At 69.7% G+C, this 26,937-nt stretch carries 30 protein-coding genes and 1 pseudogene; 9 read left to right on the plus strand and 22 right to left on the minus strand.

Annotated features, from left to right (window positions below):
- Window positions 1-11: 11 nt before the first annotated feature.
- Both R4I43_RS08410 and R4I43_RS08415 read left to right on the plus strand, forming a co-directional pair.
- Window positions 12-1,097, plus strand: a pseudogene (locus R4I43_RS08410) (glycoside hydrolase family 18 protein); the annotation flags it as partial.
- On the plus strand, window positions 1,094-1,321 hold the full coding sequence (locus R4I43_RS08415; protein WP_324264979.1) for a holin: 228 nt from the start codon (window positions 1,094-1,096) through the stop codon (window positions 1,319-1,321). The pseudogene R4I43_RS08410 and the gene R4I43_RS08415, both read left to right, overlap by 4 nt.
- A gap of 104 nt (window positions 1,322-1,425) precedes the next feature.
- Here R4I43_RS08415 and R4I43_RS08420 read toward each other — a convergent pair whose 3' ends face one another.
- Complete coding sequence (locus tag R4I43_RS08420) at window positions 1,426-1,656, minus strand: hypothetical protein (protein WP_324264980.1); 231 nt, start codon at window positions 1,654-1,656, stop codon at window positions 1,426-1,428.
- 148 nt (window positions 1,657-1,804) lie between these two features.
- Here R4I43_RS08420 and R4I43_RS08425 point away from each other — a divergent pair, with 148 nt between their 5' ends.
- On the plus strand, window positions 1,805-2,539 hold the full coding sequence (locus R4I43_RS08425; protein WP_324264981.1) for a GntR family transcriptional regulator: 735 nt from the start codon (window positions 1,805-1,807) through the stop codon (window positions 2,537-2,539).
- Between the two features lie 167 nt (window positions 2,540-2,706).
- Here R4I43_RS08425 and R4I43_RS08430 read toward each other — a convergent pair whose 3' ends face one another.
- From R4I43_RS08430 to R4I43_RS08455, 6 genes are all read right to left on the minus strand, one after another.
- Entirely contained in the window at window positions 2,707-2,907 is a 201-nt protein-coding gene (locus tag R4I43_RS08430; RefSeq protein ID WP_324264982.1) for a hypothetical protein, read from the minus strand.
- Window positions 2,908-2,958: 51 nt separating this feature from the next.
- Window positions 2,959-3,597 (minus strand): hypothetical protein, encoded by a 639-nt coding sequence (locus tag R4I43_RS08435; RefSeq protein ID WP_324264983.1) that lies wholly within the window; start codon window positions 3,595-3,597, stop codon window positions 2,959-2,961.
- A gap of 49 nt (window positions 3,598-3,646) precedes the next feature.
- The gene (locus R4I43_RS08440; RefSeq protein WP_324264984.1) at window positions 3,647-3,907 is read right to left on the minus strand and encodes a hypothetical protein; all 261 of its coding nucleotides are present in this window, start codon (window positions 3,905-3,907) and stop codon (window positions 3,647-3,649) included.
- A 5-nt stretch (window positions 3,908-3,912) separates the two neighbouring features.
- Complete coding sequence (locus tag R4I43_RS08445; RefSeq protein ID WP_324264985.1) at window positions 3,913-4,083, minus strand: hypothetical protein; 171 nt, start codon at window positions 4,081-4,083, stop codon at window positions 3,913-3,915.
- 133 nt (window positions 4,084-4,216) lie between these two features.
- The gene (locus R4I43_RS08450; protein WP_324264986.1) at window positions 4,217-4,495 is read right to left on the minus strand and encodes a hypothetical protein; all 279 of its coding nucleotides are present in this window, start codon (window positions 4,493-4,495) and stop codon (window positions 4,217-4,219) included.
- 3 nt (window positions 4,496-4,498) lie between these two features.
- Window positions 4,499-4,720: a hypothetical protein gene (locus R4I43_RS08455; RefSeq protein WP_324264987.1), complete on the minus strand. Its 222-nt coding sequence runs from the start codon at window positions 4,718-4,720 to the stop codon at window positions 4,499-4,501.
- A gap of 133 nt (window positions 4,721-4,853) precedes the next feature.
- Here R4I43_RS08455 and R4I43_RS08460 point away from each other — a divergent pair, with 133 nt between their 5' ends.
- Window positions 4,854-6,062, plus strand: a complete 1,209-nt coding sequence (locus tag R4I43_RS08460; RefSeq protein ID WP_324264988.1) for a tyrosine-type recombinase/integrase — start codon at window positions 4,854-4,856, stop codon at window positions 6,060-6,062.
- A 55-nt stretch (window positions 6,063-6,117) separates the two neighbouring features.
- Here R4I43_RS08460 and R4I43_RS08465 read toward each other — a convergent pair whose 3' ends face one another.
- The gene (locus tag R4I43_RS08465) at window positions 6,118-6,306 is read right to left on the minus strand and encodes a hypothetical protein (RefSeq protein ID WP_324264989.1); all 189 of its coding nucleotides are present in this window, start codon (window positions 6,304-6,306) and stop codon (window positions 6,118-6,120) included.
- A gap of 468 nt (window positions 6,307-6,774) precedes the next feature.
- Between R4I43_RS08465 and R4I43_RS08470 the strand changes: the two genes are divergently transcribed.
- Entirely contained in the window at window positions 6,775-7,809 is a 1,035-nt protein-coding gene (locus R4I43_RS08470) for a C40 family peptidase (RefSeq protein ID WP_324264990.1), read from the plus strand.
- 159 nt (window positions 7,810-7,968) lie between these two features.
- The gene (locus tag R4I43_RS08475) at window positions 7,969-8,427 is read left to right on the plus strand and encodes a L,D-transpeptidase (RefSeq protein ID WP_324264991.1); all 459 of its coding nucleotides are present in this window, start codon (window positions 7,969-7,971) and stop codon (window positions 8,425-8,427) included.
- 45 nt (window positions 8,428-8,472) lie between these two features.
- Here R4I43_RS08475 and R4I43_RS08480 read toward each other — a convergent pair whose 3' ends face one another.
- From R4I43_RS08480 to R4I43_RS08500, 5 genes are read right to left on the minus strand one after another with little or no spacing between them, the layout of a single operon-like run.
- Window positions 8,473-9,096 (minus strand): TetR/AcrR family transcriptional regulator, encoded by a 624-nt coding sequence (locus tag R4I43_RS08480; protein WP_324264992.1) that lies wholly within the window; start codon window positions 9,094-9,096, stop codon window positions 8,473-8,475.
- 14 nt (window positions 9,097-9,110) lie between these two features.
- Complete coding sequence (locus R4I43_RS08485; protein WP_324264993.1) at window positions 9,111-10,271, minus strand: acyl-CoA dehydrogenase family protein; 1,161 nt, start codon at window positions 10,269-10,271, stop codon at window positions 9,111-9,113.
- A complete protein-coding gene (locus R4I43_RS08490; RefSeq protein ID WP_324264994.1) occupies window positions 10,268-12,256 on the minus strand; it encodes an acetyl/propionyl/methylcrotonyl-CoA carboxylase subunit alpha in 1,989 nt (662 codons plus the stop codon). The genes R4I43_RS08485 and R4I43_RS08490 overlap by 4 nt, the downstream gene beginning before the upstream one ends.
- Window positions 12,257-12,267: 11 nt before the next feature.
- Complete coding sequence (locus R4I43_RS08495) at window positions 12,268-13,866, minus strand: acyl-CoA carboxylase subunit beta (RefSeq protein WP_324264995.1); 1,599 nt, start codon at window positions 13,864-13,866, stop codon at window positions 12,268-12,270.
- Window positions 13,863-15,011, minus strand: a complete 1,149-nt coding sequence (locus tag R4I43_RS08500; protein ID WP_324264996.1) for an acyl-CoA dehydrogenase family protein — start codon at window positions 15,009-15,011, stop codon at window positions 13,863-13,865. The genes R4I43_RS08495 and R4I43_RS08500 overlap by 4 nt, the downstream gene beginning before the upstream one ends.
- Before the next feature lie 134 nt (window positions 15,012-15,145).
- Here R4I43_RS08500 and R4I43_RS08505 point away from each other — a divergent pair, with 134 nt between their 5' ends.
- Complete coding sequence (locus R4I43_RS08505) at window positions 15,146-16,408, plus strand: RNA-guided endonuclease InsQ/TnpB family protein (protein ID WP_407691219.1); 1,263 nt, start codon at window positions 15,146-15,148, stop codon at window positions 16,406-16,408.
- 13 nt (window positions 16,409-16,421) lie between these two features.
- Here the strand turns inward: R4I43_RS08505 and R4I43_RS08510 are convergent, their stop codons facing one another.
- The 3 genes from R4I43_RS08510 to R4I43_RS08520 all read right to left on the minus strand — a co-directional run bounded on the left by R4I43_RS08510 (window position 16,422) and on the right by R4I43_RS08520 (window position 19,637).
- Window positions 16,422-18,128, minus strand: coding sequence for an acyclic terpene utilization AtuA family protein (locus tag R4I43_RS08510; RefSeq protein ID WP_324264998.1), 1,707 nt, complete (start codon window positions 18,126-18,128; stop codon window positions 16,422-16,424).
- Window positions 18,125-18,916, minus strand: coding sequence for a TIGR03084 family metal-binding protein (locus R4I43_RS08515; protein WP_324264999.1), 792 nt, complete (start codon window positions 18,914-18,916; stop codon window positions 18,125-18,127). Before R4I43_RS08515 ends, R4I43_RS08510 begins: the two co-directional genes overlap by 4 nt.
- Window positions 18,917-19,040: 124 nt before the next feature.
- Entirely contained in the window at window positions 19,041-19,637 is a 597-nt protein-coding gene (locus tag R4I43_RS08520) for a hypothetical protein (RefSeq protein ID WP_324265000.1), read from the minus strand.
- A 280-nt stretch (window positions 19,638-19,917) separates the two neighbouring features.
- On the opposite strand from R4I43_RS08520, the gene R4I43_RS08525 reads away from it, so the two are divergent.
- Together R4I43_RS08525 and R4I43_RS08530 are read left to right on the plus strand one after the other, a co-directional pair.
- Window positions 19,918-20,229, plus strand: coding sequence for a hypothetical protein (locus R4I43_RS08525; protein ID WP_324265001.1), 312 nt, complete (start codon window positions 19,918-19,920; stop codon window positions 20,227-20,229).
- Window positions 20,226-21,491 carry a nucleotide sugar dehydrogenase gene (locus tag R4I43_RS08530; protein WP_324265002.1) on the plus strand — a complete coding sequence of 422 codons (1,266 nt, stop codon included), beginning with the start codon at window positions 20,226-20,228 and terminating at the stop codon, window positions 21,489-21,491. The genes R4I43_RS08525 and R4I43_RS08530 overlap by 4 nt, the downstream gene beginning before the upstream one ends.
- On the opposite strand, the gene R4I43_RS08535 is transcribed toward R4I43_RS08530, so the two are convergent.
- Genes R4I43_RS08535 through R4I43_RS08560 form a run of 6 tightly spaced genes read right to left on the minus strand, consistent with a single transcriptional unit; the run spans window position 21,429 to window position 26,890 of the window.
- Window positions 21,429-21,902: a DUF6917 domain-containing protein gene (locus tag R4I43_RS08535; protein ID WP_324265003.1), complete on the minus strand. Its 474-nt coding sequence runs from the start codon at window positions 21,900-21,902 to the stop codon at window positions 21,429-21,431. The genes R4I43_RS08530 and R4I43_RS08535 overlap by 63 nt on opposite strands.
- Window positions 21,899-22,792 carry a Gfo/Idh/MocA family protein gene (locus R4I43_RS08540; RefSeq protein WP_324265004.1) on the minus strand — a complete coding sequence of 298 codons (894 nt, stop codon included), beginning with the start codon at window positions 22,790-22,792 and terminating at the stop codon, window positions 21,899-21,901. Before R4I43_RS08540 ends, R4I43_RS08535 begins: the two co-directional genes overlap by 4 nt.
- Window positions 22,792-23,844, minus strand: coding sequence for an Ldh family oxidoreductase (locus R4I43_RS08545; RefSeq protein ID WP_324265005.1), 1,053 nt, complete (start codon window positions 23,842-23,844; stop codon window positions 22,792-22,794). Before R4I43_RS08545 ends, R4I43_RS08540 begins: the two co-directional genes overlap by 1 nt.
- Window positions 23,834-25,099 carry a M20/M25/M40 family metallo-hydrolase gene (locus tag R4I43_RS08550; protein WP_324265006.1) on the minus strand — a complete coding sequence of 422 codons (1,266 nt, stop codon included), beginning with the start codon at window positions 25,097-25,099 and terminating at the stop codon, window positions 23,834-23,836. The genes R4I43_RS08545 and R4I43_RS08550 overlap by 11 nt, the downstream gene beginning before the upstream one ends.
- Window positions 25,099-25,938 carry a sugar phosphate isomerase/epimerase family protein gene (locus R4I43_RS08555; protein ID WP_324265007.1) on the minus strand — a complete coding sequence of 280 codons (840 nt, stop codon included), beginning with the start codon at window positions 25,936-25,938 and terminating at the stop codon, window positions 25,099-25,101. Before R4I43_RS08555 ends, R4I43_RS08550 begins: the two co-directional genes overlap by 1 nt.
- The gene (locus tag R4I43_RS08560; protein WP_324265008.1) at window positions 25,928-26,890 is read right to left on the minus strand and encodes a Gfo/Idh/MocA family oxidoreductase; all 963 of its coding nucleotides are present in this window, start codon (window positions 26,888-26,890) and stop codon (window positions 25,928-25,930) included. Before R4I43_RS08560 ends, R4I43_RS08555 begins: the two co-directional genes overlap by 11 nt.
- Window positions 26,891-26,937: the final 47 nt, after the last annotated feature.

Here is a 26,937-nt window from a genome sequence, read left to right on the forward strand (position 1 = left end):
CCTACTTCACGTCGTGGGGCATCTACGGCACCCCGTCCTACGGAGCCAAGGAGGTGCACACCACGGGCAGCGCGGCGAGGCTGGACCAGATGATCTACGCACACGCCGACATCAACGACGGCCGGTGCGTCCTCGGTGACCCGTGGGCCGACGTGCAACAGCCTTACTCCGCCGCCCGGTCGGTGGATGGTGTGGCCGACGGTGTCGGACTCAAGGGGCACGTGAACCAGCTGCGCAAGCTCAAGAAGCTACACCCGCGCTTGAGCGTGCTGGTCTCTATCGGCGGCCCCGGCCGCGAGGGCAAGTTCTCGGCGGTGGCCGCCACCGACGCATCGCGGAAGACGTTCGTGTCCTCGGTGGTCAACCTGTGGCTGCGCGGCAACGTCCCCGACCTGCCCACCGGAGCGGCGGCGGGAGTGTTCACGGGCGTAGAAATCGACTGGGAGTTCCCGCAGGCGGGGGACAAGGCCAACCTGTCGGCGCTGCTGGCGGAGTTCCGGCGGCAGTTCGACGCGCTGGAGGCCGAGACCGGACAGCACTACCAGCTGACCGCGTGGGTGCCCGCCAACGAACAGTCGGCGGTGCACTGGGACAACGCCGCGCTGCACCTGTTCGATCACATCGTGGTGCAGGGCTACGACCTGCACGGCTCGTGGGAGAACAAGAGCAACTTCTCCTCCGCGCTGGACACCACCGACGTGCGGCAAACGTGGTTCACGTGTGCCCGCGCCGTGAAGTGCTGGCGGGACAAGGGCGTACCGGCGAACCAGCTAATCCTCGGGGTGCCGTTCTACGGCCACTCCTGGACCAACGTCGGGCCGACCAACGACGGGTTGTGGCAGGCGGCCACCCCGAGCAACACCGTCGTGTACCGGGTGGCCAAGGCCAAGCCGGGCGGGGTGTTCCGCAAGCCCGGCATGGGCGCGTGGAAGTACGACAGCGTGGGCAGGGTCTTCTACTCCTTCGACGACGCTGCGGTGATGGCGGAGAAGGCCGCTTGGGTCAAGGCTCAGGCCCTCTTGGGCATGGCCGCGTGGGAGCTGACCGGGGACGCCGATGGCGAGCTGCTGGCGGCGTACAGGAAGGGATTGGAATGATCACGAAGGCTCTGGTGCGTCCGCTCGCCGAGCGGGCAGTGGCGACTGGACTGGTCGTGTTTGTCGGAGCCGCTGGCGGTGATGCGCTGTACCTGCTGAACCTGGACTGGTGGCAGACCGGCGCGTCGGTGCTGGGCGCGGCCGTGCTGTCGGCAGCCCAAGGGCTGATCGCAGCTACGGGCGTCGTCGGCGACAAGGGAAGTCCGTCGCTGGTCAAGGAGTAACCCCGAGCGTGGCGCGCCCTGTGGGCGGGTGCGCCACATGAGAAGGCCCCCACCGGTCGAGCTGGACTCCCGGCGGGGGCCTTTTCTTTTGTTGAAACCGCAGGCTATCCCTCCTCGAACTCGCCCTTGAGCAGTGAATTGCAGCGCGAGCAGGTGGGGAAGTTGATCCAGTCGATCTCACTCGGTTGGGCCAAAGCGACGAACTGCCCGCACACCGTGACGGCTGAGGGGGTGCCGTCCCAGCGCACACCACGAAACGCGTGGCGGGTGCCGCCCGGTATGTCCTCATTGGGCACCGGTAGCCAGTAATGCCGTTCCGCCTGCTCTGTCCGCATCCCCGACCCCCGTCGCGCTGTTACTCATCATGACGTCATGATGACCTTGCGTGAGGGAACGTAGCGGTTGGACATCAGCGGCGCAAGGGGGCACGATGTCCGGACGACACGATGACCCGTGATGGAGTAACTAGCGGTGAGCGCAGGAGTGGCGAAGTACCGGCAGGTTGCCGACCAGCTCAAGGCCGATATCGCGTCTGGCGAATACGGTCCCGGAGCGCAGCTGCCGACGGAGCCGGAGCTCGGGGAACGGTTCGGTGTCTCTCGTACAACCGTGCGAGAAGCCATCGGCACCTTGAGTGACGAGGGTTTGGTGACCATCGAGCACGGGCGGGGCGTGTTCGTCACCCCGCCGAAGGTGGTCAAGAGACTCGACTCCCGCGACCGGCTGTCTCGCGCGCGACGCCAGGAGAACAAGGGCGCGTTCCTCGCCGAAGCCGACAAGCAGGGCTTCACGCCGTCATCCAGTGTGCGTATCGCGTTCGAGCCCGCGCAGGACTTCGGCGAGGTGCTGGGCATCGACCCCGAAGACGAGGTGTGCGTGCGTGACCGTGTGCAGCGCGCCGATGGCAAGCCGGTGCAGCTGGCCGTGTCGCGGCTGCCGCGCGAGATCACTCGGGGAACCGTGCTCGAAGAGGTGACCACCGGCCCGGGTGGCGCGTACGCCCGGATCGAGGAGATGGGCTACGAGCTGACCCACTTCGAGGAGATCGTGGGCGGCGGTATGGCGACGGCCGCTGAACGAGCGATGCTCGGCGAGCAGGTGCGGGCGGTGCTGCGGGTCCGCCGGATCGCCTACGCGGGCGAGAAGGCCGTCGAGGTCAACGACATGGTGATGCCCGCCGATCAATACGAGCTGCGGTATTCGTTCCCAGCGGACTGACCCCGAGACACGCGAACGCCCCCGCTACTGGCGGGGGCGTTTTGCTGTCGAAGGTCAGAGCCACAACCACAGCGCGATGCCCAAGGCGACCGCCGAAGCGACGAGGCAGAGGACCGAGAAGGCAAGCAAGCTGACCATGACCCGCTCGGCGGTCGTGTACTTGGTCATTAGTCCCCGCCCTCCTCGCTGTTGTAGCGGGCCACCCAAGCGTCAACGTCGCGATCAGCGAACGGGAGATCGAAGGCGGTCCGCATCCGGCCGAGGAGGTCGGTAGCTTCCGGGACGCCTGCGCGGTCGGCTTCGGCGCGGAAGATCTCGTAAGCGACATCGTCCTTCTCGTCGGTCCAGTCGCGGATGCTCATGCTCATGGGTCCATCATCCTCTCGGTTGGGGGCGGGACCGAGGTCCCGCCCGGTGGGTCACGGCTGCAGCTCGTCGCCCTCGGGGCAGCGGGGCAAGCCCACTTCGAGCCACTTGGCGGTGGTGCGGACGGTGTACCCGCAGGTGGGGCAGGTCAGCTTGCGCATCCGCGTGCCCTGCGTGCGCGGGCCGGAGTGCACGCGGGGCGTGGGCTGGCCCGCTGGCACCTTAGCGGGCGTCTTCACCGGCACGGGGTGCAGCGCGCCGTGCGGGTAGTCGCCGAGCGCGTCGGCGAGGCACATGAATTCGGCGGCGAGTTCGACGCTGGCGGCGGTCGCGGTCATCGGGCCTTGCAGGCCCAGCCGGGTGGCGGCTTCGGCGAACCTGCCCCGGTGGCCGGACTCTAGATCATCCGCGGCATGGATCAGCTCGTGAAGCAGGACATCCAGGACGCGGGCGGTGTCGGCCAGCTCCGGCGAGATGAAGATGTGCGAGGCGCCGTCTTCGCTGGCGGTGGACTTCCAGCACTGGCCGAGGATCTTCGAGGACTCGCGCTTGGCGCCGTAGCCGAAGCCGACGCTGACGTGGATCTTCTCAGGCAGTGGCAGGCCGACCTCTACGAAGCGGGGGCGTAGGGACTCGATCGCGTCTTCGAGCCAGAGCTCGCGGGTGCGGGTGTTGCCGTTGGCGGTGGTCATCTGGATCAGTCCTTCGAGGGATTGCCCCCGGCGGACCGGGGGCGGGGGATCATTCGTCGTCGGTCCACGGCTGCGAGGTGCGGCCAATACAGGTGTCAAGGTGTCCGGGTCCGCGTGTGGAGATCCACGTTTCAGTGATCTTGTAGTCAAGTCCCGCGTAGATCCCGTTCCGTGGCGTGTTGTGCCAGTGCTGACGCTTCACGATCACCGTGTAGTAATCGTGGCTGCGGCTCGATCCGTTCGGGGCGATGCTGTCGCTTTCCGAGTAGGTGCGGCGGATTTCCGTCTGCGTCTGGTCGAAGCTGCCCATTTCGATCACTCCTTGAAGTAGCGCTTGGCGAGGGCGAGGGCGGCGGATTGCCACATGGCCGACATGATCTGGTCTCCAGCGGTGGCGGCGGTGCGCGCTTCCTGCTCGTAGTCGGCGATCATTTCGTGAACCCGATCGACGGTGAGAAGCGGTGGCTGGACGTGAAGCTGGGTCATTCTGATCACCCCTGGAAACCTTGTAGCCTTAGTCTACAAGGTTTAAACGAGTGATCGCCATAGGGAATTCCATGATTCTTTCTGCGCGCAAAAAGGCCCGGCCGATAAGGGCCGGGCCTTGAGTGATTTCGATCTAGACGCCGTTGCCAGCAGCCATGAGCATGAACAATGCCACCCACCAGAATCCGCCGATCGCACCGAGGATCATTCCGGTGAGCGACTTAACGCGGACTTCGTGGTCCTGCGACCTGCGGCCATCCTGCCCGTAGATGAACGCCAGAATGCCGAAAATGATATTGACCAGGGGTAGCCAGAAGAGGCAGATGGCCAGGATGCCCATCGTCAGCGCCTTCTGCCCGTCCGGTGCGTTACGGACGTAGACGACCTTGTCCGGCTCGGCGGGTGTACTCATGATCTATTCCTTTCGTGGGCGTCCCCCGAAAGCACCCTGCCCCGGCCGGTTCGATTCCCATTGCCTGATCTCGGCTTCGCGTTCGGGAAGCCATCCCGGCGTGTCGCCGATCAATGCATCAGGTTCCGGAAAATCTTCGTAGCGCCTACGCCAGGCATTCACCGTGTGAGTCTGGACGCCAAACCAACCGGCGATATCGGCGCTGCCGAGATAGCGGATCACCACGTGGGCTCCTGTTCAATACAACTTCCAAGGTGCGCGCACCCGGGGGCGCTGTCAAGGAAGGGTACAAGGTTTTCCTGGCGGCCTATACTGGGAAGACACGTTTACACGTTCCCTCGCTCACTAGGGACGAATCATGGCTTCGATCAAGAAGCGGCTTCGCGACCGGAATGATCCCGAGAAGGGGTACGTCTGGCGCGCCCGTGTCTACATCAACGGCAAGGAGTACGTCGCCCACCGGGACCGCAAGACTGACGCGGAGGGCTGGGTCGACGAGATGAAGGCCGCTCATACCATCGGCCGGTTCGTCGACCCCCGCTCCGGGAAGATCCCATTCAAGACCTACGCGGAGCAGTGGCGGGCGAGCATGGGTCACGCGCCGCTCAGTGAGCAGGCCGTTGAAGGCATCTTGCGCAACCACGTGTACCCGGCCATCGGGCATCTACCGATCGGGAGCGTCCGGCACTCCGCGCTGCAGGCGATGGTGACTGGCTGGGGCAAGCACCTCGGGGCGCGCAGCATCAACACGGCGTGGGAGCACGTCAAGGCGGTGTTCCTCGCCGCCAAGCGCGACCGGGTCGTCGCCGAGCTGCCAACTGAGGGCGTCAAGATCCCATCGGTTCCGCACCGCGAGGTGGAGATCCCGCCTCTGGCGGCGCTGGACGTCCTGCGGAAGAACCTGCCCGAGGAGTACCGCGTCGTGGTGGATCTCGTTGTCGGCTCGGGCCTGCGTCCGGGCGAGGTGTTCGGCCTGGAGATCGGCGCGCGCGGGCTGGACTCGCTCGGGCGCCGCGTCAACGTCTGCCAGCAGCGCATCGACGAGCCGCGCAAGGCGCCCTACCTCGCGCCGCTGAAGACCGACGCGTCCGAGCGGGTGGTCCCGCTGGCACAAGTGACGGTCGACGCGCTCGCCGCGCACCTGGCCCAGCACCCCGCAACCACGCTCGCGGTGTGGGACCACGCCGACCGGCGCAGGCCGGTCAAGCGCGAGGCGACGGTGCTGTTCGCTCGCGAGGATCAGCTCATGGATGGATCGAAGTGGTCCCGCCTGTGGCGCCCGGCGGCGAAGGCGGCGGGGCTGAACCCGGCTACCGGGCTGCACGTGCTCCGGCACCTCTACGCCTCACTGCTGATCCGGCACAACGAGTCCGTGAAGACCGTCCAGCACCGTCTCGGGCACGCGAAGGCCACGACCACCCTCGACACGTACGGGCACCTGTGGGACGACGCGGACGACACGACCCGTGCGGCCATCACCGAGGCGCTGACGGGCGTGTCCACGAGCGGTGACATCGGGGCAGTGTCATCGACCGTGAACACGACGACTCTGCGGCGTGCGGACTGAAAGCGGACTGAGAAGATCGATAAGGTCTGTTCGTGCAGGTCAGAGCGTTTTGGTTCTAGATGTAGTCCTTCTGCCCGCTGGCCTGGATCGCCTCGGTGATGTCCTGCGGTTCGTTGTCCAGCGGCATGTAGTACGGCGCGGCTCTGAGCTCACCGGGTGCGGCCTGCGCGCTCAGCGCGCCCGCGATCGGCAGCATCAGCAGTCCGGCCGCCAGCGCGGCCCATCGGATCGGTTTCCTGGTCAAAGGGTGCTCCCCTCGTGACGACCCGGCCGGTTCGGTCGGGTCGTGAATCGATCCGGAAGCGCGGCGCGCTCGGCCCCGGATTTCCACTGCGGAGATCTCCGCTACCGGCGCGGCAGAACGTATGTGCACCAGGCCACGCAGTCAATGGGTCTAGACCACTTTGGCGGGACTACGCAACGACTCTCGGCCAACGCGCGGTACCCGCGGCGTCCTCGTGCAGCACCGGGTTCGGCCGGACGCCGCGCCAAGTCGCTCCGGGCGCTCGCGGTGTTAGCGGATTCGGGCCGTGCGAAGGATCACGATCTGCGGGCGGTCGTCCATACCTGGACGGACGCTTGCCACTTCGCGGATTCTTCCTGGGCACAGGCCGATCGAGAGCACTTCGCCCGGTTCCGGGCGGCCCTGGAGAACGGATCTAGGGTGACCGCCCACTGCCGCAATTCCCACTCGAAGGAGTGATCGGCCTCCATGTCGAACGCCAACCCAGCTCCGCGGCGCACCGCGCTGCTGGCCGCCGCCGCGCTGTCCACCGTGGTGCTCGGCAGCACCCCGGCCACGGCCCAGCCCGAGTCCGGTGAGGCGTCGCAGGCGGCGCAGAAGCTGCGCGACCTGTCCCGGCAGGCCGAGGTGCTCACCGAGGACTACAAGAAGGCGCAGGACGACCACACCGCCAAGCGCCGCGACCTCGACCGGTTCAACGCCGAAGCGCAGCAGGCCGACCGCGTCGCGGGCGAGGCGCACGTGCAGGAGGAGCAGCTGCGCGGCAAGGTCGACCGGCTCAGCAACGCCTCCTACAAGGGTTCGCAGATGAACTCGATCGCGGCGGTGCTCAACAGCGAGACCCCGGACGCGTTCCTGGACCGCGCCTCCACGCTGGACCTGATGGCGCAGCACAACGCCGAAGCCGTGCACGCCTACGCCGAAGCGACCCACCGGGCCGAGGGCGCCCGCAAGCAGGCGTGGGACGCGCGCGCCGGTGCCGCCAAGGCCGAGGCCGACGCCGCGCGGCTGGAAGGCGACATCGCCGGTCGCAAGCAGGAGATGGACGCGCAGGTCGCCAAGGTCAAGCAGCAGTACAGCCAGCTCAGCGAGAAGGACAAGGACGCGCTGTCCGGCGTGAAGAGCGCCGTCGGTCAGCTCGCCGGTTCCGGTGCGGCGATCAAGGCGGTCAACGCCGCACTGGGCAAGCAGGGCTCGCCGTACGTCTTCGGCGCCAAGGGACCTGACGAGTTCGACTGCTCCGGGCTGGTGCAGTGGGCCTACAAGCAGGCCGGTGTCGACCTGCCGGGCTCGACGCGCTCGCAGGTGTCGGTCGGTCGTTCGGTGTCGCAGTCGGAGATGAAGCCCGGCGACATCGTCTTCTTCTACAGCTCCGCCAGCCACGACGGCATCTACATCGGCAACGGCAAGATCGTGCACGCCCCCACCGAGGGCCAGGACGTCATGGTCGAAGAGGTCGAGTACATGGGCGAGGTCCACTCGGTGCGCCGCGTCGCCGGCTGACCGGTTGCGCGTCCCGTGTGGTGTTCTCACCGGTCGGCTCCGGATCGAAACGCCCTCCGCTACAGTGCGTGCTGATCTGATCACTGAAAGCCGATTCCCTGGTCCCTTTCTCGCGTGCACTGGGGGTTCCGGGCGAGGCGGAGAAGGTAGGGAGAACGGATGTTAAGCAGGATCGCGATGGTGTCGGTGACCGCGGCGGCCACCGTGCTGCCGCTGAGCGCGACCAGCGCCTCGGCCGAACCGGCACCGGCGCCGCAGCTCGTGCCGGGGACGCCGTGCACGGCAACCGCGCACGCGTGCGTGAGCCTGTCGCGCAACCGCGCGTGGCTGATCCGCGCGGGCGAGGTCTACTACGGCGAGGCCTCGGCGCTCGGCGGCCGTCCGGAATCGCCCACGCCGACCGGCACGTTCCACGTCACGTGGAAGAACAAGGACCACCACAGCAAGGAGTTCAACGCGCCGATGCCGAACTCGGTGTTCTTCACCGACACCGGTGTCGCGTTCCACCAGGGCAGCCTCAGCGAGCGCTCCGCCGGCTGCGTCCACCTGTCGAAGAAGTCCTCCGAGGTCTTCTTCAACAAGCTCCAGCCCGGTGACGAGGTCCAGGTCGTGCCGTGACCAGCAGCCCGGAGTAGGGCCCGTGACTCCTGCTCTCGAGCAGGGTCACGGGCCCTCTTCTCGCTCCCCCGGGTCGCGGGGGAGCGCGTCGTCGAGGGTTTTCGCCCACTGGGCGACGATGTTCTTGCGGCGCGGTGAGTCGTCGGTGAGGACGTCGGCGAGCCCCAGCCCCCGGGCCATGTCGAGGGTCGCTTGGACCAGGCGCCGGGTGGTGGGGTCGGTGTCGTCGGCGCCGAGCATCTCGATCGCCACCTGGTGGACGGTGCGGCCGAACTTGGCTTCCAGCGGGACGATTCGCTCGCGCAGCGCCGGGTCGGCGGCGGCTGCCGTCCAGACCTGGAGCGCTGCTTTGAACAGGTCGCCGGTGAAGTAGTCGACGACCCGCGTGACGGCGGCTTCGGTGCGGCCGGGTCCCTCGGGGAACCGGGTGCTCTCCGCGCGGATCTCGGCCATCCGCGCGTCGAACATGTGCTCCAGGGCGGCGGTGATGAGGTCTTCGCGAGCCGGGAAGTGGTGCTGCGCCGCGCCTCGCGACACACCCGCCCGCTGCGCGGCGGCCGTGACCGTCGTCGCGTCCCAGCCCTGGGTCGCGAGGCAGTCGATGGTGGCCTCCAGCAGGCGCTGCCGCGTCGCTCGGCTGCGATCCTGCTTCGGCTCGCGCGACGTCATCGGCGTGCTCCCCCTCAGTACGATTTCGGCAGGCCCAGGCTGTGCTGGGCCACGTAGTTGAGGATCATTTCACGGCTGACCGGGGCCACCCGGGCGATGCGGGCGGCGCCGAGCATCGCGGCCAGGCCGTGCTCGGAGGTGAGGCCCGACCCGCCGTGGGTCTGGATGGCGCGGTCGAGGGCGGCGATGCTGGCCTCGGCGGCGGCGTACTTGGCCATGTTCGCCGTTTCGGCGGCCTCCATGTCCTGGCCGGCGTCGTAGAGCGTGGCGGCCTTCTGCATCATCACCTTGGCCAGCTCCACCTCGATCTTGTGCTGGGCCAGCGGGTGGGCGATGCCCTGGTGCGCGCCGATCGGCGTCTTCCACACCTGCCGCTGGTTGGCGTACTCGACGGCCCTGCCCAAGGCGTAGCGGCCCATGCCGGTGGCCAGCGCCGCGCCGAGGATGCGTTCCGGGTTCAGCCCGGAGAACAGCTGCATCAGCGCCGCGTCCTCCTCGCCGACGAGCGCCTCGGCCGGGAGCCGGACGTCGTCGAGGAACAGCGTGAACTGCCGGTCCGGGGCGATGATGTCCATCTCCATCGGCTGCGCCACGAAGTTCGGCGTGCCGGTGGGCACGACGAACAGCGCGGGCTTGAGCTTTCCGGTGCGGGCGTCCTCGGTGCGCGCGACGACGAGCACCGCATCGGCCTGGTCGACGCCGGAGATGAACACCTTCTGGCCCTGCAGGATCCAGTCCGCGCCGTCGCGGCGGGCGGTGGTGGTGATGTGGTGCGAGTTCGAGCCCGCGTCGGGCTCGGTGATGGCGAAGACCATCGTGGTGCTCGCGTCGGCGAGACCGGGCAGCCAGCGCTGCTTCTGCTCCGCGGTGCCGTACTTGCTGATGATCGTGCCGCAGATGGCGGGGGAGACCACGACCAGCAGCAGCCCGGCGCCCTCGGCGGCGAGTTCTTCCTGCACCAGCGCGAGTTCGTAGATGCCGGCGCCGCCTCCGCCGTACTCCTCGGGGATGTTGACGCCGAGGAAGCCGAGCCTGCCCGCCTCCTCCCAGAGCTCGGTGAGCGGTTCGTGCTCGCGGGCCTTGGGCAGCACGTAGTCGACGTGGTTGTAGCGCTGGGCGAGCTTGGCGACGGAGGCGCGCAGTTCCTTCTGCTCGTCGGTCTCGATGAAGCTCATGCCTTCTCCTCGGCGGGGGTGTCGACCACGGCCAGCACGGTTCCCACCTCGACCTGCTGCCCTGCTATCACGTTGAGCTCGGTGAGCACCCCGTCGGCGGGGGCGGCCACGGTGTGCTCCATCTTCATCGCCTCCAGCCACAGGATCGGCTGGCCCGAGGTGACCTGGTCGCCGGGTGCGGCGGCGAGCCGGATGACCTTGCCCGGCATCGGCGCCAGCAGCGAGCCCTCGGTGAGGCGTTCGGCGGGGTCGGTGAAGCGGGGTTGGCGCACCAGCGCGACCGGTCCGAGCGGGGAGTCCACGTGGACGTGCTCGCCGTAGCGGGCGACGTCGAAGGTCCTGCGGACCGGGCCGTGCTCGCCGGGAACGTCGAGGACGACGCGGGTCGGCGTCGCCTCCACCAGCGCGAGCCCGGGGTGGTCGGCGACCTCGACACCGGTGCGCTTGGCGAGGTAGGACACCTCGATCTCGCGGTCGCCGCAGGTGTAGGTCTTGGTCTGCGGCACCGACGGCAGGTTCCGCCAGCCGGACGGGATGCGGGCGTTGACCGCTGCGGTGAGCCGGTTCTCGGCGGCGGAGGCCATCGCGGCGGCGACGGCGGCGAGGTCGGCGGTGTCGTCGGTGGCCAGCGGCCGGGCGAGGTCGGCGAGCCCGTGCCGGTCGAAGAACGCGGTGTCGGTGTCGCCGGCCAGGAACGCGGGGTGCCGCAGGACCCGCACCAGCAGGTCGCGGTTGGTGACCAGGCCGTGGATCTTCGCCCGCGACAGGCTCGCGGCCAGCACACGCGCGGCCTCGTCCCGGGTTTCGCCGCAGGCGATGACCTTGGCCAGCATCGGGTCGTAGTGGATGCTCACCGCGTCGCCGTCGGCGAAACCGGAGTCCAGCCGGATGCCCGGAGTGCGCAGGACCGCGAACTGGGCCGCGGTGTCCGGGAATTCGATGCGCCGCAGGGTGCCGCTCTGCGGCCGCCAGTCGTGCGCGGGGTCCTCGGCGTAGAGCCGGACCTCGATCGAATGCCCGTGAGCGGCGGGCGGTTCGGCGGGCAGGGCGTGACCGTCGGCGATCTGCAGCTGCAGCCGCACCAGGTCGGTGCCGGTGGTGTTCTCGGTGACCGGGTGCTCCACCTGCAGGCGGGTGTTCATCTCCAGGAAGAAGAACTCGCCCTTCTCGTCGGCCAGGAACTCGACGGTGCCCGCGCCTTCGTAGCCGATCGCCGACGCCGCGAGCCGCGCCGCCTCGAACAACCGCTCCCGCATGCCCGGGGTGCGTTCGACCAGCGGAGAAGGCGCTTCCTCGACGACCTTCTGGTGCCTGCGCTGGATCGAGCACTCGCGCTCGCCGAGCGCCCACACGGTGCCGTGCTGGTCGGCGAGGACCTGCACCTCGATGTGCCGGCCGGTTTCCAGGTAGCGCTCGCAGAACACCGTCGGATCGCCGAAGGCGGACTCGGCCTCGCGGCGCGCGGCCTCGAGCTGCTCCGGTAGTTCGGCGAGGGAACGCACCACCCGCATGCCGCGGCCGCCGCCCCCGGCGGAGGCCTTGACCAGCACCGGGAGGTCGGATTCGGTGACGGTCTGCGGGTCGAGCTCGGACAGCACCGGCACTCCGGCGTCGGCCATCAGCGCCTTGGCCTCGACCTTGGATCCCATCGACTCGATGGCCTTGACCGGCGGGCCCACCCAGCGCAGTCCGGCGTCGGAGACGGCCTGCGCGAACGCGGCGTTCTCCGACAGGAACCCGTACCCGGGGTGCACGGCGTCGGCGCCCGCCGAGCGGGCCGCCTGCACGAGCTGGTCGATCTGCAGGTACGTCTCGCCGGGGGTGTCGCCGGGCAGCCGGATCGCCACGTAGGCCTCGGCGGCGTGCGGTGCGGCGGCGTCGGTGTCGGAGAACACGGCGGTGGTGGACAGGCCCATGCGGCGCGCGGTCGCGAAGACGCGCCGGGCGATCTCACCGCGGTTGGCGACCAGGACATTGGTGATCATCGCGTGGGACCTCACATCCGGAATACGCCGAAGCCCTCGGCGCCTTCGATCGGGGCGTTGTGGATCGCCGACAGGCACATCCCCAGCACCGTGCGGGTGTCGCGCGGGTCGATGACGCCGTCGTCGTAGAGCCGCCCGGACAGGAACATCGGCAGCGATTCGGCTTCGATCTGGTTCTCCACCGCTTCCCGCATCGCGGCGTCCCCGGCTTCGTCGAACGGCTGGCCCTTGGCCTCGGCGGCGGCGCGGCTGACGATCGAGATGACCCCGGCCAGCTGCGCGGGCCCCATCACCGCGGACTTCGCGCTGGGCCAGGAGAACAGGAACCGCGGGTCGTAGGCCCTGCCGCACATGCCGTAGTGCCCGGCGCCGTAGGAGGCGCCCATCAGCAGCGAGATGTGCGGGACCTTGCTGTTGGACACCGCGTTGATCATCATCGCGCCGTGCTTGATGATGCCGCCCTGCTCGTACTCGGCACCCACCATGTAGCCGGTGGTGTTGTGCAGGAACAGCAGCGGGGTTTCGGCGCGGTTGGCCAGCTGGATGAACTGGGTGGCCTTCTGCGACTCCTCGGAGAACAGCACGCCGCGCGCGTTGGCGAGGATGCCGATCGGGTAGCCGTGCAGCTCTGCCCACCCGGTGACCAGGCTGGAGCCGTAGCGCGGCTTGAACTCGTCGAAGTCGGACCCGTCGACGACGCGGGCGATCACCTCGCGCGGGTCGAACGGCACCTTCAGGTCCGCGGGCACCACGCCCAGCAACTCGTCGGCCGAGTGCAGCGGTTCTCGCACCTCCGCACGCGGTGCCGGGCCCTTCTTGCGCCAGTTCAGGCGTTTCACGATCGAGCGGCCGATGCGCAGCGCGTCGGGCTCGTCCACCGCGAAGTGGTCGGCCAGGCCTGACACGCTCGCGTGCATGTCCGCGCCACCCAGCGACTCGTCGTCGGCGTCTTCGCCGGTGGCCATCTTCACCAGCGGCGGGCCGCCCAGGAACACCTTCGAGCGCTCCTTGACCATCACCGTGTGATCCGACATCCCCGGGATGTAGGCGCCACCGGCCGTGGAGTTGCCGAAGACCAGCGCGATCGTGGGGATTCCCTGCGCGGACAGCCGCGTGAGGTCGCGGAACAGCGCCCCGCCGGGGATGAAGACCTCCTTCTGCGTCGGCAGGTCCGCACCGCCCGACTCCACCAGCGAGATCACCGGGAGCCGGTTGCGCTCCACGATCTCGTTGGCGCGCAGCGACTTGCGCAGCGTCCACGGGTTGGAGGTGCCGCCGCGCACGGTCGGGTCGTTGGCGACGATCATGCACTCGACGCCCTCGACCACGCCGATTCCGGTGACCACCGAGGCGCCGACCTGGAAGTCGCTGCCCCAGGCGGCCAGCGGGCACAGCTCGAGGAACGGTGAGTCCTCGTCGATGAGCAGCTCGATGCGCTCGCGCGCGGTGAGCTTGCCGCGCTTGCGGTGCCGCTCGACCTTCGACGGGCCGCCACCGGCGACCGCCGTGGCGTGGGCCTCGTCGACCTCGGCGATCTTGTCGATCATCGCCTTGGCCGCTTCGGCGTACTCGCTGGAAGTCGTGTCCAGCGCGGACTTCACGATCGTCACGCTCGATACCCCAATCGGTTCGCCGCCAGTCCGGTCATGATCTCGGTGGTGCCGCCGCCGATGCCGAGGATCCGCATGTCCCGGTACTGGCGCTCGACCTCGGACTCGCGCATGTAGCCGAGCCCGCCGAACAGCTGCACCGCCTGGTGCGCCACCCACTCGCCGGCCTCCACCGCGGTGTTCTTGGCGAAGCACACCTCGACGGTCAGGTCCTGCTCGCCGGCGACGGCGCGCTCGGCCAGCCGCCGCGTGTAGACGCGGGCGACGTCGATCTTGCGGGCCATCTCGGTGAGCGTGTTCTGCACGGCCTGCCGGGTGATCAGCGCGCGGCCGAAGGTCTCCCGGTCGCGGCACCACTGCTCGGCCAGGTCCAGGCAGCGCTGCGCGCTCGCGTAGGCCTGCACCGCCAGCGACAGGCGTTCGCTGACGAAGGCCTGGGCGATCTGCAGGAACCCGGAGTTCTCCGGGCCCACCAGGTTCTCGGCCGGCACGCGCACGTCGGAGAAGGACAGCTCGGCGGTGTCGGAGGCCTGCCAGCCCATCTTCTCCAGCTTGCGGGAGACGGTGAAGCCGGGCGTGCCCCGCTCCACCACCAGCAGCGACACCCCGGCCGCGCCGTCGGCGCCGGTGCGCACGGCGGTGACCACGTAGTCGGCGCGGCAGCCCGAGGTGATGAAGGTCTTGGCGCCGTTGACGACGTAGTGGTCGCCGTCGCGCTCGGCGCGGGTGCGCAGGTGGCCGACATCGGATCCGCCGCCCGGTTCGGTGATGGCCAGCGAGCCGATCTTGTGGCCGGACAGCGTGGGTTTCACCCAGCGCTCGATCTGCCGCGGATCACCGGCGGCGGCCATGTGCGGCACCGCGATGCCGCAGGTGAACAGCGAGGCGAAGGTGCCGCCGGAGACGCCCGCGTAGTGCAGCTCCTCGGCGATGACCGCCGCGTCGACGAGGTCGCCGCCGCCACCACCGACCTCGACGGGCAGCGCGACGCCGAGAAGTCCCAGCGCGCCGGCCTTCTCGTGCAACCAGCGGGGGAGTTCGCCGTCGCGCTCCCACTGGTCCTGGTGCGGCAAGATCTCGGTCTCGGCGAAGCGCCGCGCGGTCTCCCGCAATCCGCGCCGCTCATCGGTGTCCCACGGGTTCACCGGTTCTCCATAATGTGGATGCTGCGTCCTTGAAGGCGGGAATGAAACGTGTCAGGTCTGTTCTCACCGCGATCGGTGCTTGCCATAGCGATCTGTTCCCAATTCGTGTCGGTGTGGCGTGGTACATCCTCTGTATGAGGACGGCGTACAAGGTCCGGGCCTATCCGGATTCCGAGCAGGCGGCCCAGTTGGGTCGCACGTTCGGTTGTGTGCGTCTGGTCTGGAACAAGACCCTCGACCTTCGGCATCGCGCCTACCATGCGCACGGCAAGACGACCTCCTATAAGGAGACCGATGCAGCGCTGACGGCGTGGAAGAAGACCGAGGAACTGGCGTTTTTGTCCGAGGTCTCGTCGGTGCCGTTGCAACAGAACTTGCGGCACCAGCACGCGGCTTACGCGAACTTCTTCGCCGGGCGTGCGAAGTATCCGCGTTTTAAGTCCCGCAACGGACGCCAGTCCGCGCACTACACGCGTTCGGCTTTCAGCCTGCGTGACGGACGCTTGAAGTTGGCCAAACACGGGAAGCCGCTGAATTTCGTGTGGTCCTGGGACGCTGGAACCCTGGCGAAGCTGAATCCGACGATGGTCATCGTGTCGCGGGAACCGGACGGGCGTTGGTATTTGACCTTCGCCGTGGATACCGAAGATCCGCAAGCTGTGCCTGAGACCGGCAGCACTGTTGGCGTGGACCTCGGAGTGAAGGACTTCGCGGTACTGTCCACCGAAGAGAAGATCCCCAACCCGCGGCACCTGGACCGCAAGGCTCGTAACCTTTGCCGTTACCAGCGGCAGATGGCACGTAAGAAGCCCGGTAGCGCGAACCGGCGGAAGGCCAAGAATAAGGTCGCCCGCACGCACCGGAAGATTCGTAACGCGCGTGCTGACTTTCTGCACCGCGCTTCGACGCGGCTGGTCCGTGAACATGATGTGGTCGCGATCGAAGACCTCCACATCGCGGGCATAAGCAGTAGCCCGAAGGGCACCGTCGATAAGCCCGGTCGCAACGTGCGTGCCAAAGCCGGACTCAACCGGGCGGTGATGGACGCGGCGTTGGGAGAGTTCCGGCTTCAGCTGGAATACAAGGCTGAACGCGCGGGAAAGCGAGTCGTGGTCATCGACCGCTGGTACCCCTCGAGCAAGACCTGCTCCGCATGCGGGCACCTGCTGGAGCGTCTGAAACTGTCGGTGCGGCAATGGACGTGCCCCAACTGCGGCACCCGGCACGACCGGGATCACAACGCCGCGAAGAACATCCTTGCGGCAGGTCTTGCCGTAGCCGGGGCGACCCCCGGCGATGCCTGTGGAGCTGGTGTAAATCCGCAAGGGGCCTCCCCTCGGTCGTCGGCTACGAAGCAGGAACCCCAGCCCGTGAGGGTGGGAGTCCCTCTTCTTTAAGTAGGGGACAAAGTCAAAGAAGCGCCTCCGGAATCTCGATGTGCCGGGACCGCAGCCACTCGCCGAGTCCCTTGGCCTGCGGGTCGAACCGGGCCTGGGCGGCCGCGCCCTCGCCGAGGATTCCCTCGACGACGAAGTTCAGCGACCGCAGGTTCGGCAGGACCGTGCGCGTGATCGGCAGCTCGGCCGCTTCGGGGAGCAGCGCGCGCAGCCGGTCGACGGTGAGCGCGTGGGCCAGCCAGCGCCACTGCTCGTCGGTGCGCACCCACACGCCGATGTTGGCGTTGCCGCCCTTGTCGCCGCTGCGCGCCGCGACGAACGTGCCCAGCGCCGCGCGGCGGGTGGGGCCGTCCAGAAGAGGTTGCGGCAGAACCGGTTCGGGTGGCGCCTCGAGCCGCTGAGTCTGCGACGCGGGTGGCACGTCCACCCGTTCGCCGCCGGGGAGCACCGCGATGTGCTGAACCTGCGCCGGATCCACGTGACCGGCGGTGAACACCCCGTACGGCGAGGCCTTGCCGGGAACGCTGGTCAAGCTGAAACCGGGGTAGCTGGCCAGCGCCATCTCCACGGCCACGCCGGAGAACGCGCGCCCCACCACGTCCTGGTCGGGATCCCGCGCGACGCAACGCAGGATCGCGCTCGCCCGCTCCTCGGTGTCGGCGTCGGGACGGTCGAGGCGGGACAGCGTCCAGGTCAGCTCCGCCGGTTGCTCGGCGAGCCCTGCTTCGAGCTGGCGCCGCGCGAGGTCGGCCTTGGCCTCGACGTCCAGTCCGGTGAGCACGAAGTCCATCTCGTTGCGGAACCCGCCGAGCGTGTTGAGCGAGACCTTCAGCTCGGGCGGGGGAGCCTCGCCGCGCGTGCCGGTCAGCAGCACCCGGTCCGGGCCGTCCTGGGTGACCTCGATGGTGTCCAACCGGGTGGTGACGTCCGGTCCCGCGTAGCGCGCGTCCTGGATCTCGTACATCAGCTGCGCGGTCACGGTGTCGGTGGTGACCGCGCCGCCGGTGCCGGGGTGCTTGGTGATCACGCTCGAGCCGTCGCGCCGGAGCTCGGCGATCGGGAAGCCGGGCCGGGTCAGGTCGGCGATCTCGGTGAAGAACGAGTAGTTGCCGCCGGTGGCCTGCGCGCCGCACTCGATGACGTGACCGGCCGCGACGGCTCCGGCCAGCGCGTCGTGGTCGGTGCGCTGCCACCCGAAGTGCGCCGCCGCCGGGCCGACGATGACCGAGGCGTCGGTGACCCGTCCGGTGACCACGACGTCGGCACCGGCGTTCAGGCACTCCACGATTCCCCAGCAGCCCAGGTAGGCGTTGGCGACCAGGGGAGAGCCGAGGTCCAGTTCCGCGGCCCGCGCGGTGAGGTCGTCGCCTTCGACGTGCGCGACCGACACGTCGAGCCCGAGTCGTTCGGTGAGCTCGCGGATGCGCCCGGCCAGACCGGCGGGGTTCGCCCCGCCCGCGTTGGCCACGATCCGCACGCCGCGCTCCGCGGCGAGGCCGAGGCAGTCCTCGAGCTGGCGCAGGAAGGTCTTGGCGTACCCCAGTTCGGGGTCCTTGAGCCGGTCGCGGCCGAGGATGAGCATCGTCAGCTCGGCGAGGTAGTCGCCGGTGAGCACGTCCAGCTCGCCGCCGGTGAGCATCTCGCGCATCGCCGAGAACCGGTCGCCGTAGAAGCCGGAGCAGTTGCCGATGCGGAGGAGTTCCGGGTCGGTGCCGATCACGAGTGCTGCCCCGCCTTCCTGCCCTTGCCCGGCGCTCCGGCGAAGGCCTGGGCGATGGTCAGCCAGTGCGCCGCGTCCGCGCCGACTGTCTCGATCGCGAGGTCGTCGGGGTGCCGCCGCTGGGTGACCAGCAGGCAGAAGTCCAGTGCCGGGCCGGTGATCCGCTGCGCGGCGTCGGCCGGACCCCACTCCCACGCCTCGCCGCCGGGTCCGACCAGCTCGACGCGGAACGGTTCGGCGGGCGGTTCCTGGCCGTGGGTGGCGTAGGCGAAGTCGCGGGTGCGCACGCCGATGTGCGCGACGTTGCGCAGCCGCGCGGTGGGGGTGCGCGTGATGCCGAGGGCGTCGGCGACGTCCTGGCCGTGAGCCCAGGTCTCCATCAGCCGCGCGGTGGCCATCGAACCGACGCCCATCGGCGGGCCGAACCACGCGAGCTTCCGACCGTCCTCGATCCGGCGCAGGGCTTCGGCCAGTTTCGAGCGGCCGGTCCGCCAGCTCGAGAGCAGGTCGGCGGGCCGTGCGCGGGCGCGCTCCGCGGCGCCCGCGTCGACGAAGCCGAACGGGTCCTGCATCGCCTGCTCGACGACGGCGGCGAAGCCGTCGGGATCGGTGGCCGACAGCAGTGCGACGTCATCGGTCCAGGCCAGGTGGGCGATCTGGTGGGCGATCGTCCACCCCTCGGCGGGCGTGGCGAGCGCCCACCGCTCCTCGTCCAGCCCGGCGACGAGCTCGTCGAGCTCATCGCCTTCCGCACACATGTCATCCAGCAGAGCGCCCACGTTGGCCATGTCGACCAGGGTGGGCCCGCCGCAAGGAAAAATCAAGCACGAATGATTGATTTTGTGGCGAGACGAGGGGCGGAGCCTGCTGGCCCCGCCCCTCGCCTCGTGGGGTCCTACCGGCGCGGTGAGATCACTGGCTCAGCTCGTACTTGCCGCCGAAGTCGAGCGACGACAGTCCGCCGCCGAGGCAGCCGCCCGCCGCGGAGGCCATGTCGAACTGGCCGCTGCCCTTGTGCTGGGCCTCGGCGAACTCCCCGTCGACGGTCTTGCCGGTGAACGCACCGGTGACCGGCTGGTCCGGGTTGCTGAGGTCGCCCTGCATGTCGAGGCTGAAGTTGGCCTTGCTCGTCTTCGTGCTGCCGTCCTCGTACTTCCAGGTGATGTCGACATCACCGCCGACATCGCGCGGCAGCGACGTGCACGACATCTTGCCAGCCAGGTCGCCGGTGAACGTCGCGCTCACCACGTCCTCGGCGGCGCGACCGGCCGGCTTGCAGTTGGCCGCCTGGCCGTCGACCTTCATCTGGGTGTTCGCACCGAGCGGGTTCGCCGACAGCGCCGGGGAGAACGCGGCCGTTCCGTTCAGGTCGCACGTCAGCAGTGCCTTGGCATCAGGCGCGGGGGAGGGTTCGGCCTGTGCCGTCAGGGCGCCCGCCAGCAGCGGGGCGGCGGCGAGAACCGCAGCAGCGCTGAAAATGCCGGACTTGGTACCGATTTTGGAAAGCATGCGGATTGAACTCCTTCGTTCACAAGAGGATGAAGGGCATCGTTCGCCCTTCGATTCAGAATGGGAGCACGGTTCGGTTCCGGCGGCAGGCCGTGTCGCACGATCGAGCGCACTATCGATGCGGTTCCGCGCATGCGGATGTCTTCTCGCTGCGCGGGTTTTCGGCCGTTGCTACAGTCCGCCGCGTTGTTCTCCGGGATTTCGCGCAGATCGCGTCCCGGTCCCCTCCTGGCCGGTTGCGGAGCCGCCGCGACTGGTGAGCACAGAAAGGGAATATGCCATGAGAATTGCGCGTCTCGCATCTGCGCTTCTCACCTCCGGTGTGCTGGCCACGGGAATCGTGGGCACGGCCGTCGCGCAGGCGCCGTCGGACCAGGTTCTGGTGTTCATCGCCGACGCCCTCGTGCCCGTGGAGAAGTTCCAGAGCCCGAAGGGATGCCAGAAGCTGCCGCTGGGCACGCACGTGGTCATCAACGACACCGGCCGCGCGATCACCCTGTACGCCTCGCCCGACTGCTCCGGCCTGGGGGTTCCGCTGGAGTCCGGGCACGGCGCCCACGAGATCCCGGCGTTGGGCAGTTTCAAGGCATGACAGATCCGAAACTCGACCTGGTCGTGGTCGGGCTGGGTTACGTCGGGCTGCCGCTGCTGGTCCGCGCGCACGAAACCGGCATGCGCACCGCCGGCCACGACATCGCCGGCGAGGTCGTGGCCGGGCTGAACGCGGGTCGCTCGCACGTGGCCGACGTCCTGGATCCCGTGGTCGCCGAGATGGTGGCCACGGGGTTCCGCGCCACGACCGAGCCGTCGGTGATCGCCGACGCCGACACCGTGGTGCTGTGCGTGCCAACCGGTCTCACCGACGGCGCTCCCGACCTGGGCTCGGTCCGCGCGGCCGCCCGCTCGGTGGGGGAGAACCTGCGGCCGGACACCCTGGTCGTGCTGGAATCCACGTCCTACCCGGGAACGACGGAAGAAGTCGTCCGCCCGATCCTGGAGAGCAGCAGCGGGCTGCGCGCGGGCGAGGACTTCCACCTGGCGTACTCACCGGAGCGCATCGACCCCGGGAACCCGTTCTTCGGCGTGCGCAACACGCCCAAGGTGGTGGCGGGCGTGACCCCGCTGTGCGCCAAGCACGGCGTGGCGTTCTACGGGCGGTTCGTCGACACACTCGTGGTCTCGCGCGGCACCCGCGAGGCGGAGATGGCCAAACTGCTGGAGAACACCTACCGCTACGTCAACATCGCGCTGGTCAACGAGGTCGCGCTGTTCTGCGACCGGATAGGCGTGGACGTGTGGGACGTGCTGCACTGCGCGGGCACGAAACCCTTCGGCTACGCCCCCTTCCAGCCAGGACCGGGCGTGGGTGGCCACTGCATCCCGGTCGACCCGGTCTACCTGGAAGGCGCCGCCGACAGCGCGGGATTCACCTTCCACACGCTCACCGCCGCCCGCCAGGTGAACGAGCGGATGCCGCAGCACGTGGTGTCCCGCGCCGAGCGGCTGCTGCGCGACCTCGACAAGCCGGTGGAGGAGGCGCGAGTGCTGCTGCTCGGGGTGAGCTACAAACCCGACGTCGCCGACGTCCGGGAGACCCCGGCGCTCCCGGTGGCCGCGGAGCTGCTGCGCTGCGGGGCCGAGGTGGTCTACCACGACCCGCACGTGCCCGGGTTCTCCGCCGGAGGGCGGAGTTTGCGGCGAGTGGAGCACATCGACGAGGGGCTGCGCGAGGCCGACGTGGCCATCCTCCTCCAGGACCACGCCTGCTACGACCCAGTTCGCCTGGTGGCCTCACGGTGCCTGCTGCTGGACACCAGGGGCAAGCTCGCCGGAGAGAACGTGCGTCACCTCTAGCGGCGGCGGGGGCTGGGTGAACGACAGCTCGGCCTCCGGCCGAAGACCCAGATCCCGCCCGCTGAGCGGCTTCTCGGCGTGGATCAGCACGTTGTAGTGGTTCGGGAAGTGGCAGGCGTCGAAGCCGAGCACGGTGCCGACGAAGCGGTCTCCGATCCACAGCCGATCGCCGCGATCGAGGACGCCACCGCGGTCGAACTCGGCGAAGCCGAGGAACGCAACCCGGTCGATGCGCGCTCCGCCGGCGTTCTCGGTGTGGTCGGTGGTGACGAGCTCGTGCACGTCACCGGCCTGCACGCAGCGGCTCGCGTGCGGTTCCAGCGACATGCCCCGCTCCTGGCGGTGGTGCACCAGGACCTTGACCACGCGTGCCGTCAGCGTCCTCTTCGGACCGTCCTCGTCGGGGTTCACACCGGCTCCGTTCCTGCGACTCGGTACGTTTCGTTGACGAGCTCCAAGGCTGCCAGACCGCCCGGGTCGGTTCCCGTCGTGGTGGCGAAAGCGTCGAGCACACCGCGGTATTCGTGCCACAACGAGTTCTTGAACCCGGGGTGCCCGGACAGCATGTCCGCGCGCAGGCGGGTTCCGTCGGCGAGCAGCACCTCGACGTCCTTGGTCTCGCCGGGATGCGACCAGTCCAGCTCGACCACCGCCGGAACGCCGGACGGCGACTCCAGCTCGACCACGGCCTGCCGGTCGGTTCCGCGCTCGTGCTTGACGACCGCGTGGGTCGGCTCCACCGCACCGAGGAACAGCCGGACCAGGTCGAACGCGTTGGGCCCGTTGTCGGCCACGCACCCGCCGCCGCAGCGCGTCGGATCGAGGTACCAGGTGTCGCCGCCGATGTGCTCCTCGATGCGCTCCAGGTAGCGCACCCGGATCGCCGCAGCGCCGCCGCGTGCGGTGACCTCGGCGTGCAGGCGGCGCACGTTGTCGTTGTAGCGGCGGTGGAACGAGGTCAGCAGCGGAACGTTCTGGCGCGCCGAGATCTCCACCAGTTCGCGGGCGTCGGCCAGCGACACCGCGATGGGCTTCTCCACGCACACCGCGACCCCGCGGCGCAGCGCGTCCCGGCACACCGCGGCGTGCGCGTCGTTGGGCGCGGTGACGATGACGCCGTCGAGCTCGACCGACTCGAGCAGCTCGCGGTGGTCCTGGAAGCAGCGCACCTGCGGCGGGAACCCGCGCAGCTTCTCGGGACGCACGTCGCACACCGCGCTGAGTACCCAGCCCCGGGACTCGATGGGCGCCAGGTAGTAGGCGGAGATGGCGCCGAGACCGACGACCGCGACGCGGCGCATCAGGCGACCACCGCTGCGTCCAGCTCGGCCAGCAGCCGAGCACGTACCGGGACTCCGTCCCGTCGCCGCCGCATCGCCCGCTCGGCCTCGAGCCAACCCGGGTAGTGCACGCCGCCGTCCGGCGGGCAGTCGAGCACCGCGCCGAACATCGCCCGCGCGGCCTCGGAGAAACCGGGGCGCAGCCGTTCGGCGTCGATGGCGAGCACGAAGTAGCCGATGTCGTCGTCGCGCCCGGGATCGCCCAGCACCGCCTCCCGGGTGGGGCCGAGCGCGGAACCGGACAGCAGCGCGGCGAGCAGTTCGACGACGAGACCGAGCCCGAACCCCTTGTAGGCACCGGTTTCCGGCTCCCCGCCGAGCCAGCGGAGGTGCGCCGTGCCGCCGTCGAAGGCGCTCGGGTCGGTCACCGGTCCCCCGGAGTCATCGGCCAGCCAGCCTTCTGGGACCGGCGCACCGTCGTCGGCGGCGACCCGCACCTTGCCGGTGGGCACCACGGTGGTGCTCATGTCCAGCAGGAACGGGTGGTCCGGCAGCGCGGGCGCGGCCACCGCCAGCGGGTTGGTGCCCAGCAGCGGCATCGTGCCCAGCGGCGGCCGGGCGATGCGCTGACCGCCGCAGTTGCTGGCGACGATGCCGATCACGCCGTGCTCGGTCGCGCGCGCCGCGTGGAAACCGGCGCAACCGAAGTGCGTGGCACCGCGCACCGACACCAGCCCGATCCCGTGCTCGCGGGCTCGCCCGATCGCGTCGTCCATCGCCTCCGCTGCCGCCCACAGGCCCAGCGCCCGGCCGGCGTCGACGGTCGCGCACGCGCCGAGGTCCGCCCGGGTGGCGGGTTCGGCGAGCGGATCGATCCGTCCGGCGTCGAGCAGCGGCAGGTACAGCCGGGGCAGGTTGAACACGCCGTGCGAGTCGAACCCGCACAGATCTCCGTGGCACAGCGCCGAGGCCGCGAGCCGCGCGCGCTCGTCGGGCACGCCGCGGTCGCGGAACCGCTCGGCGACCAGCTCGAGCAGTCGTGGGTGGGGGACGGTCACGGTGTCAGGCCGCATCGTGTTCCTCTCCGGTTCGGTGCCGTGCGAAGTCGGTGAGCACGGCCGAGATGACTGACGCGAACTCCTCCAGCTCGGCGCGGTCGGCGTACTCGCCTCGGGCGTGGGCGTGGTTGGTGTCCAGGCGGCCCGGGCCGAGCACGGCGGTGAAGCTGCCGGGTAGGTCGTGCAACCAGATCGCGTCGCAGGTGAACCCCGGCTCGTCGTCCGGCCAGCGCCGGGCCCCCGCGCGTTCGAGCAGCTCCTCGGCCCACGGGTCGGCGTTGTCCAGGCACGGCAGGCCGCGCTTGAGCCATTCGAGGCGGGTGATCGCCCTCGCGTCCCGCGCGGTGCGGGCGAACTCCCGGCTCCCGGCGAACAGCTCGCGGAACCGGTCGAGGCCGCGCTCGACCTCGCGGTGCAGCGCTGCTTCGGCGGCCCGGCCTTCGGCGGTCTCGGCGTAGGAGAGGTTGAGCAGCAGCTCGCCGGTTCCGTAGACGCGGTTGTGCAGATCTCCGGTGCGCAGCCCGGCGACGCACAACCGGCCGGGTCGGTCGACGGGGTCGAGCTGCGCGGCCAGGTGCTGGGCGAGGAACCCGAGCAGCGCGGTCGCGTTGTGGCCCGCGTCGGGCCGGTCGTCGATCGAGCCGTCGCCGTCGACGCGCAGCCGCGCGGTCATCGAGGCGGTGGAACGAGGCAGGTAGCGCATGCCGGTGGGTTCGCAGCAGATGTTGAGCCGCCCGACGTGCCCCTGCTCGACCAGCGGGCGGGTGCCGAAGGTGCCCATCGCCCCGCCTTCCTCCCCGGCCACGGCCTGCACCAGCACGGACACGTCCGGGACCAGCGCGGGAAGAGCGTCCCGGATTCCCGAGAGCAGCGCCACCGCAGGACCTTTCGCGTCGATCGCGCCGCGGCCGGTGAACCGCCCCGCGCGCAGGCCGACGGGTTCGAGCCCGGCGACGGTGTCCAGGTGCACGTTGAACATGACGGTCTCGGATCGCGGCAGTTCCGGCCCGAGCCGTAGCAGGAGGCTCGGCTGGTCGTCGAGGAAACCGGGCCCAGCGCGCCGAACGACCTCCGGGACGTCGTCGCGGTCGAGCACCCGCAGATCCGGCGGGCCGTGGTGCAGCACCTCGAAACCCACCGCCTCGGCCGCGCGGGCGTAGCGGCGCTGGGCCTGCCACAGCTGAGGCGCCTCCGCGGTCTCCAGCGGGTTGACCGTGGGGGTCGCGAGCAGATCCAGCAGCAGCGCGCAGTCCTCGTCGGTGAACAGCATCAGGCGACGCCGGTGGGCGCTGCCCGCAGCAGGTGCTCCAGCCGGCGCCCGGCGCTGAGGAACGGACCGGGATCGGTGGCGGTCCGGCCCTCGTGCGGCCGGGTGACCAGGTGCGGTTCGAGGGAGAACGCACCGGAGTAGCCGCGGTCGAGCAGCAGCCGGAGGCAGTCGTGGACGCGCGCGTGCCCCTCGCCGGGCAGCACGTACTCGGCGCGGCCGGGCGCGCCGACGGCGTCCTTGACGTGCACGTGCTCGACGTGCGGCAGGACCCGCTCCAGCACGCCGAAGGAGTCGTAGCCGTGCTCGATCCCGTTGCCCACGTCGAACAGCAGGCGCAGGCACGGCCCGCCCGCCTCGACCAGCCGCATCATCCGGTCGGGGTCGGAACCCGCCCAGCCCGAGCAGTTCTCGTGCAGCAGCACCACTCCGTGCCGCGCTGCCCGGTCGGCCAGCAGCGCGATCCGATCCAGCACCCGCGACCGCCACTCCGACTCGTCCAGGCCGCCGGAGAGGTAGGACATGACCCTGATGTAGCGGGTGCCCAGCGCCGCGCACCGGTCCGCCAGGACGTCGAGTTCGCGCAGGTCATCGGCGGGCGGCGCGGTGATCGGGCGGGACCAGTTGCCGATCCGCGAGTCCAGGCACACGACCCGCAGCCCCGCCGCCGCCACGGCCCGGCGCACCCGCTGGAACCGCGACGAGTCCAGGTCGGCCAGCGCCACCCCGTCGACGGTGCGCAGCTCGATGCCCGGCCAGCCGAGCGCGGTGATCGCGGCGATCTGGTCCGGAAGCGAGGCGGCGGCCTCGTCCCCGATGCCGGCGAGCTGGTCAGCGCACATGCGCGAGCGTCCTCTCCTTGGCGGCCGCGAGCAGCCGGATGATGTCGGCGTGCAGGTCGAACGTGCCGTGCTCGCCGCTCGGCCGGTGGTGGTGGGTGTAGGCGCGCACGAGCCAGCGGGTCAGCGCGTCGTCGTGGAAAACGACGCGGCGGCCGTTGATTTCGAGCTGCGCGTGGTCGTCGTCGGACCCGACGGGGTAGTGGCCGACGACCCGGCCACCGTCGAGTTCGAGGGTGATGCGGCGGCGCCGGATCGGCGCGGTCAGGTCCGACCGGATCTCGCTGCGCACACCTCCGGCGTGTTCGAGCGCCAGCCGTGCGCTGCCCAGCCTGGGCAGCACCGTGTTGGCGAAGCGCATGTCGGCGCACGCGGCGTCGGCGAGCTCGGCCGCACCGGCCAGCCGCAGCACGACGCCGAGCGAGTGCGGCAGCTCCACGTCGAACGCGGTCGGGTGCCCGCTGGTCGCGCAGGACCGGGTGAAGCGGGGTTTGTCCTGGTCGAAGGTGATCGAGCGCAGGCCGCCGGGCGCGATCAGGCCCGTCAGCTGCTCGGTGAGCCGGGAGTCGAGCCAGTGGCTCACCACCGCGATGTCCAGCTCGTGCCGGTCGCGGATCGACTCGATCGCGGCGAGCTCGTCCAAGCAGGTGGCCAGCGGTTTCTCCACGATGACGCGGCGGAAACCGAGCTCGGCGAGCTCGGCGAGCACGCCCGCGCGCCCGCGCGGGGGCGTGCAGACGTGGGCGACGGTGCGGTTCGGGTCGAGCATCGCCGCGGCGGCTCTGATCGAGTCGGTGGCGGTGACGTCCGGCCGATGGCGCCTCACGTCGGGGTCGCAGGCCACGACGGGGCCGGGCGTGAACAGCCCGGGTGCGATCTCGCGGGCCCGCGCCAGCACCCGCAGGTGGAGCCCGGAACCGGCACGACCGAGACCGATCACGAAGGGTTGCAGCATCGTTGAGAGTCCTCTTCGGACAAACGAGGGAGGGAGGAGCGCCGGAG

This window comes from Saccharopolyspora mangrovi (assembly GCF_035320975.1).
In the GTDB taxonomy this organism is placed as follows: Bacteria; Actinomycetota; Actinomycetes; order Mycobacteriales; family Pseudonocardiaceae; genus Saccharopolyspora; species Saccharopolyspora mangrovi.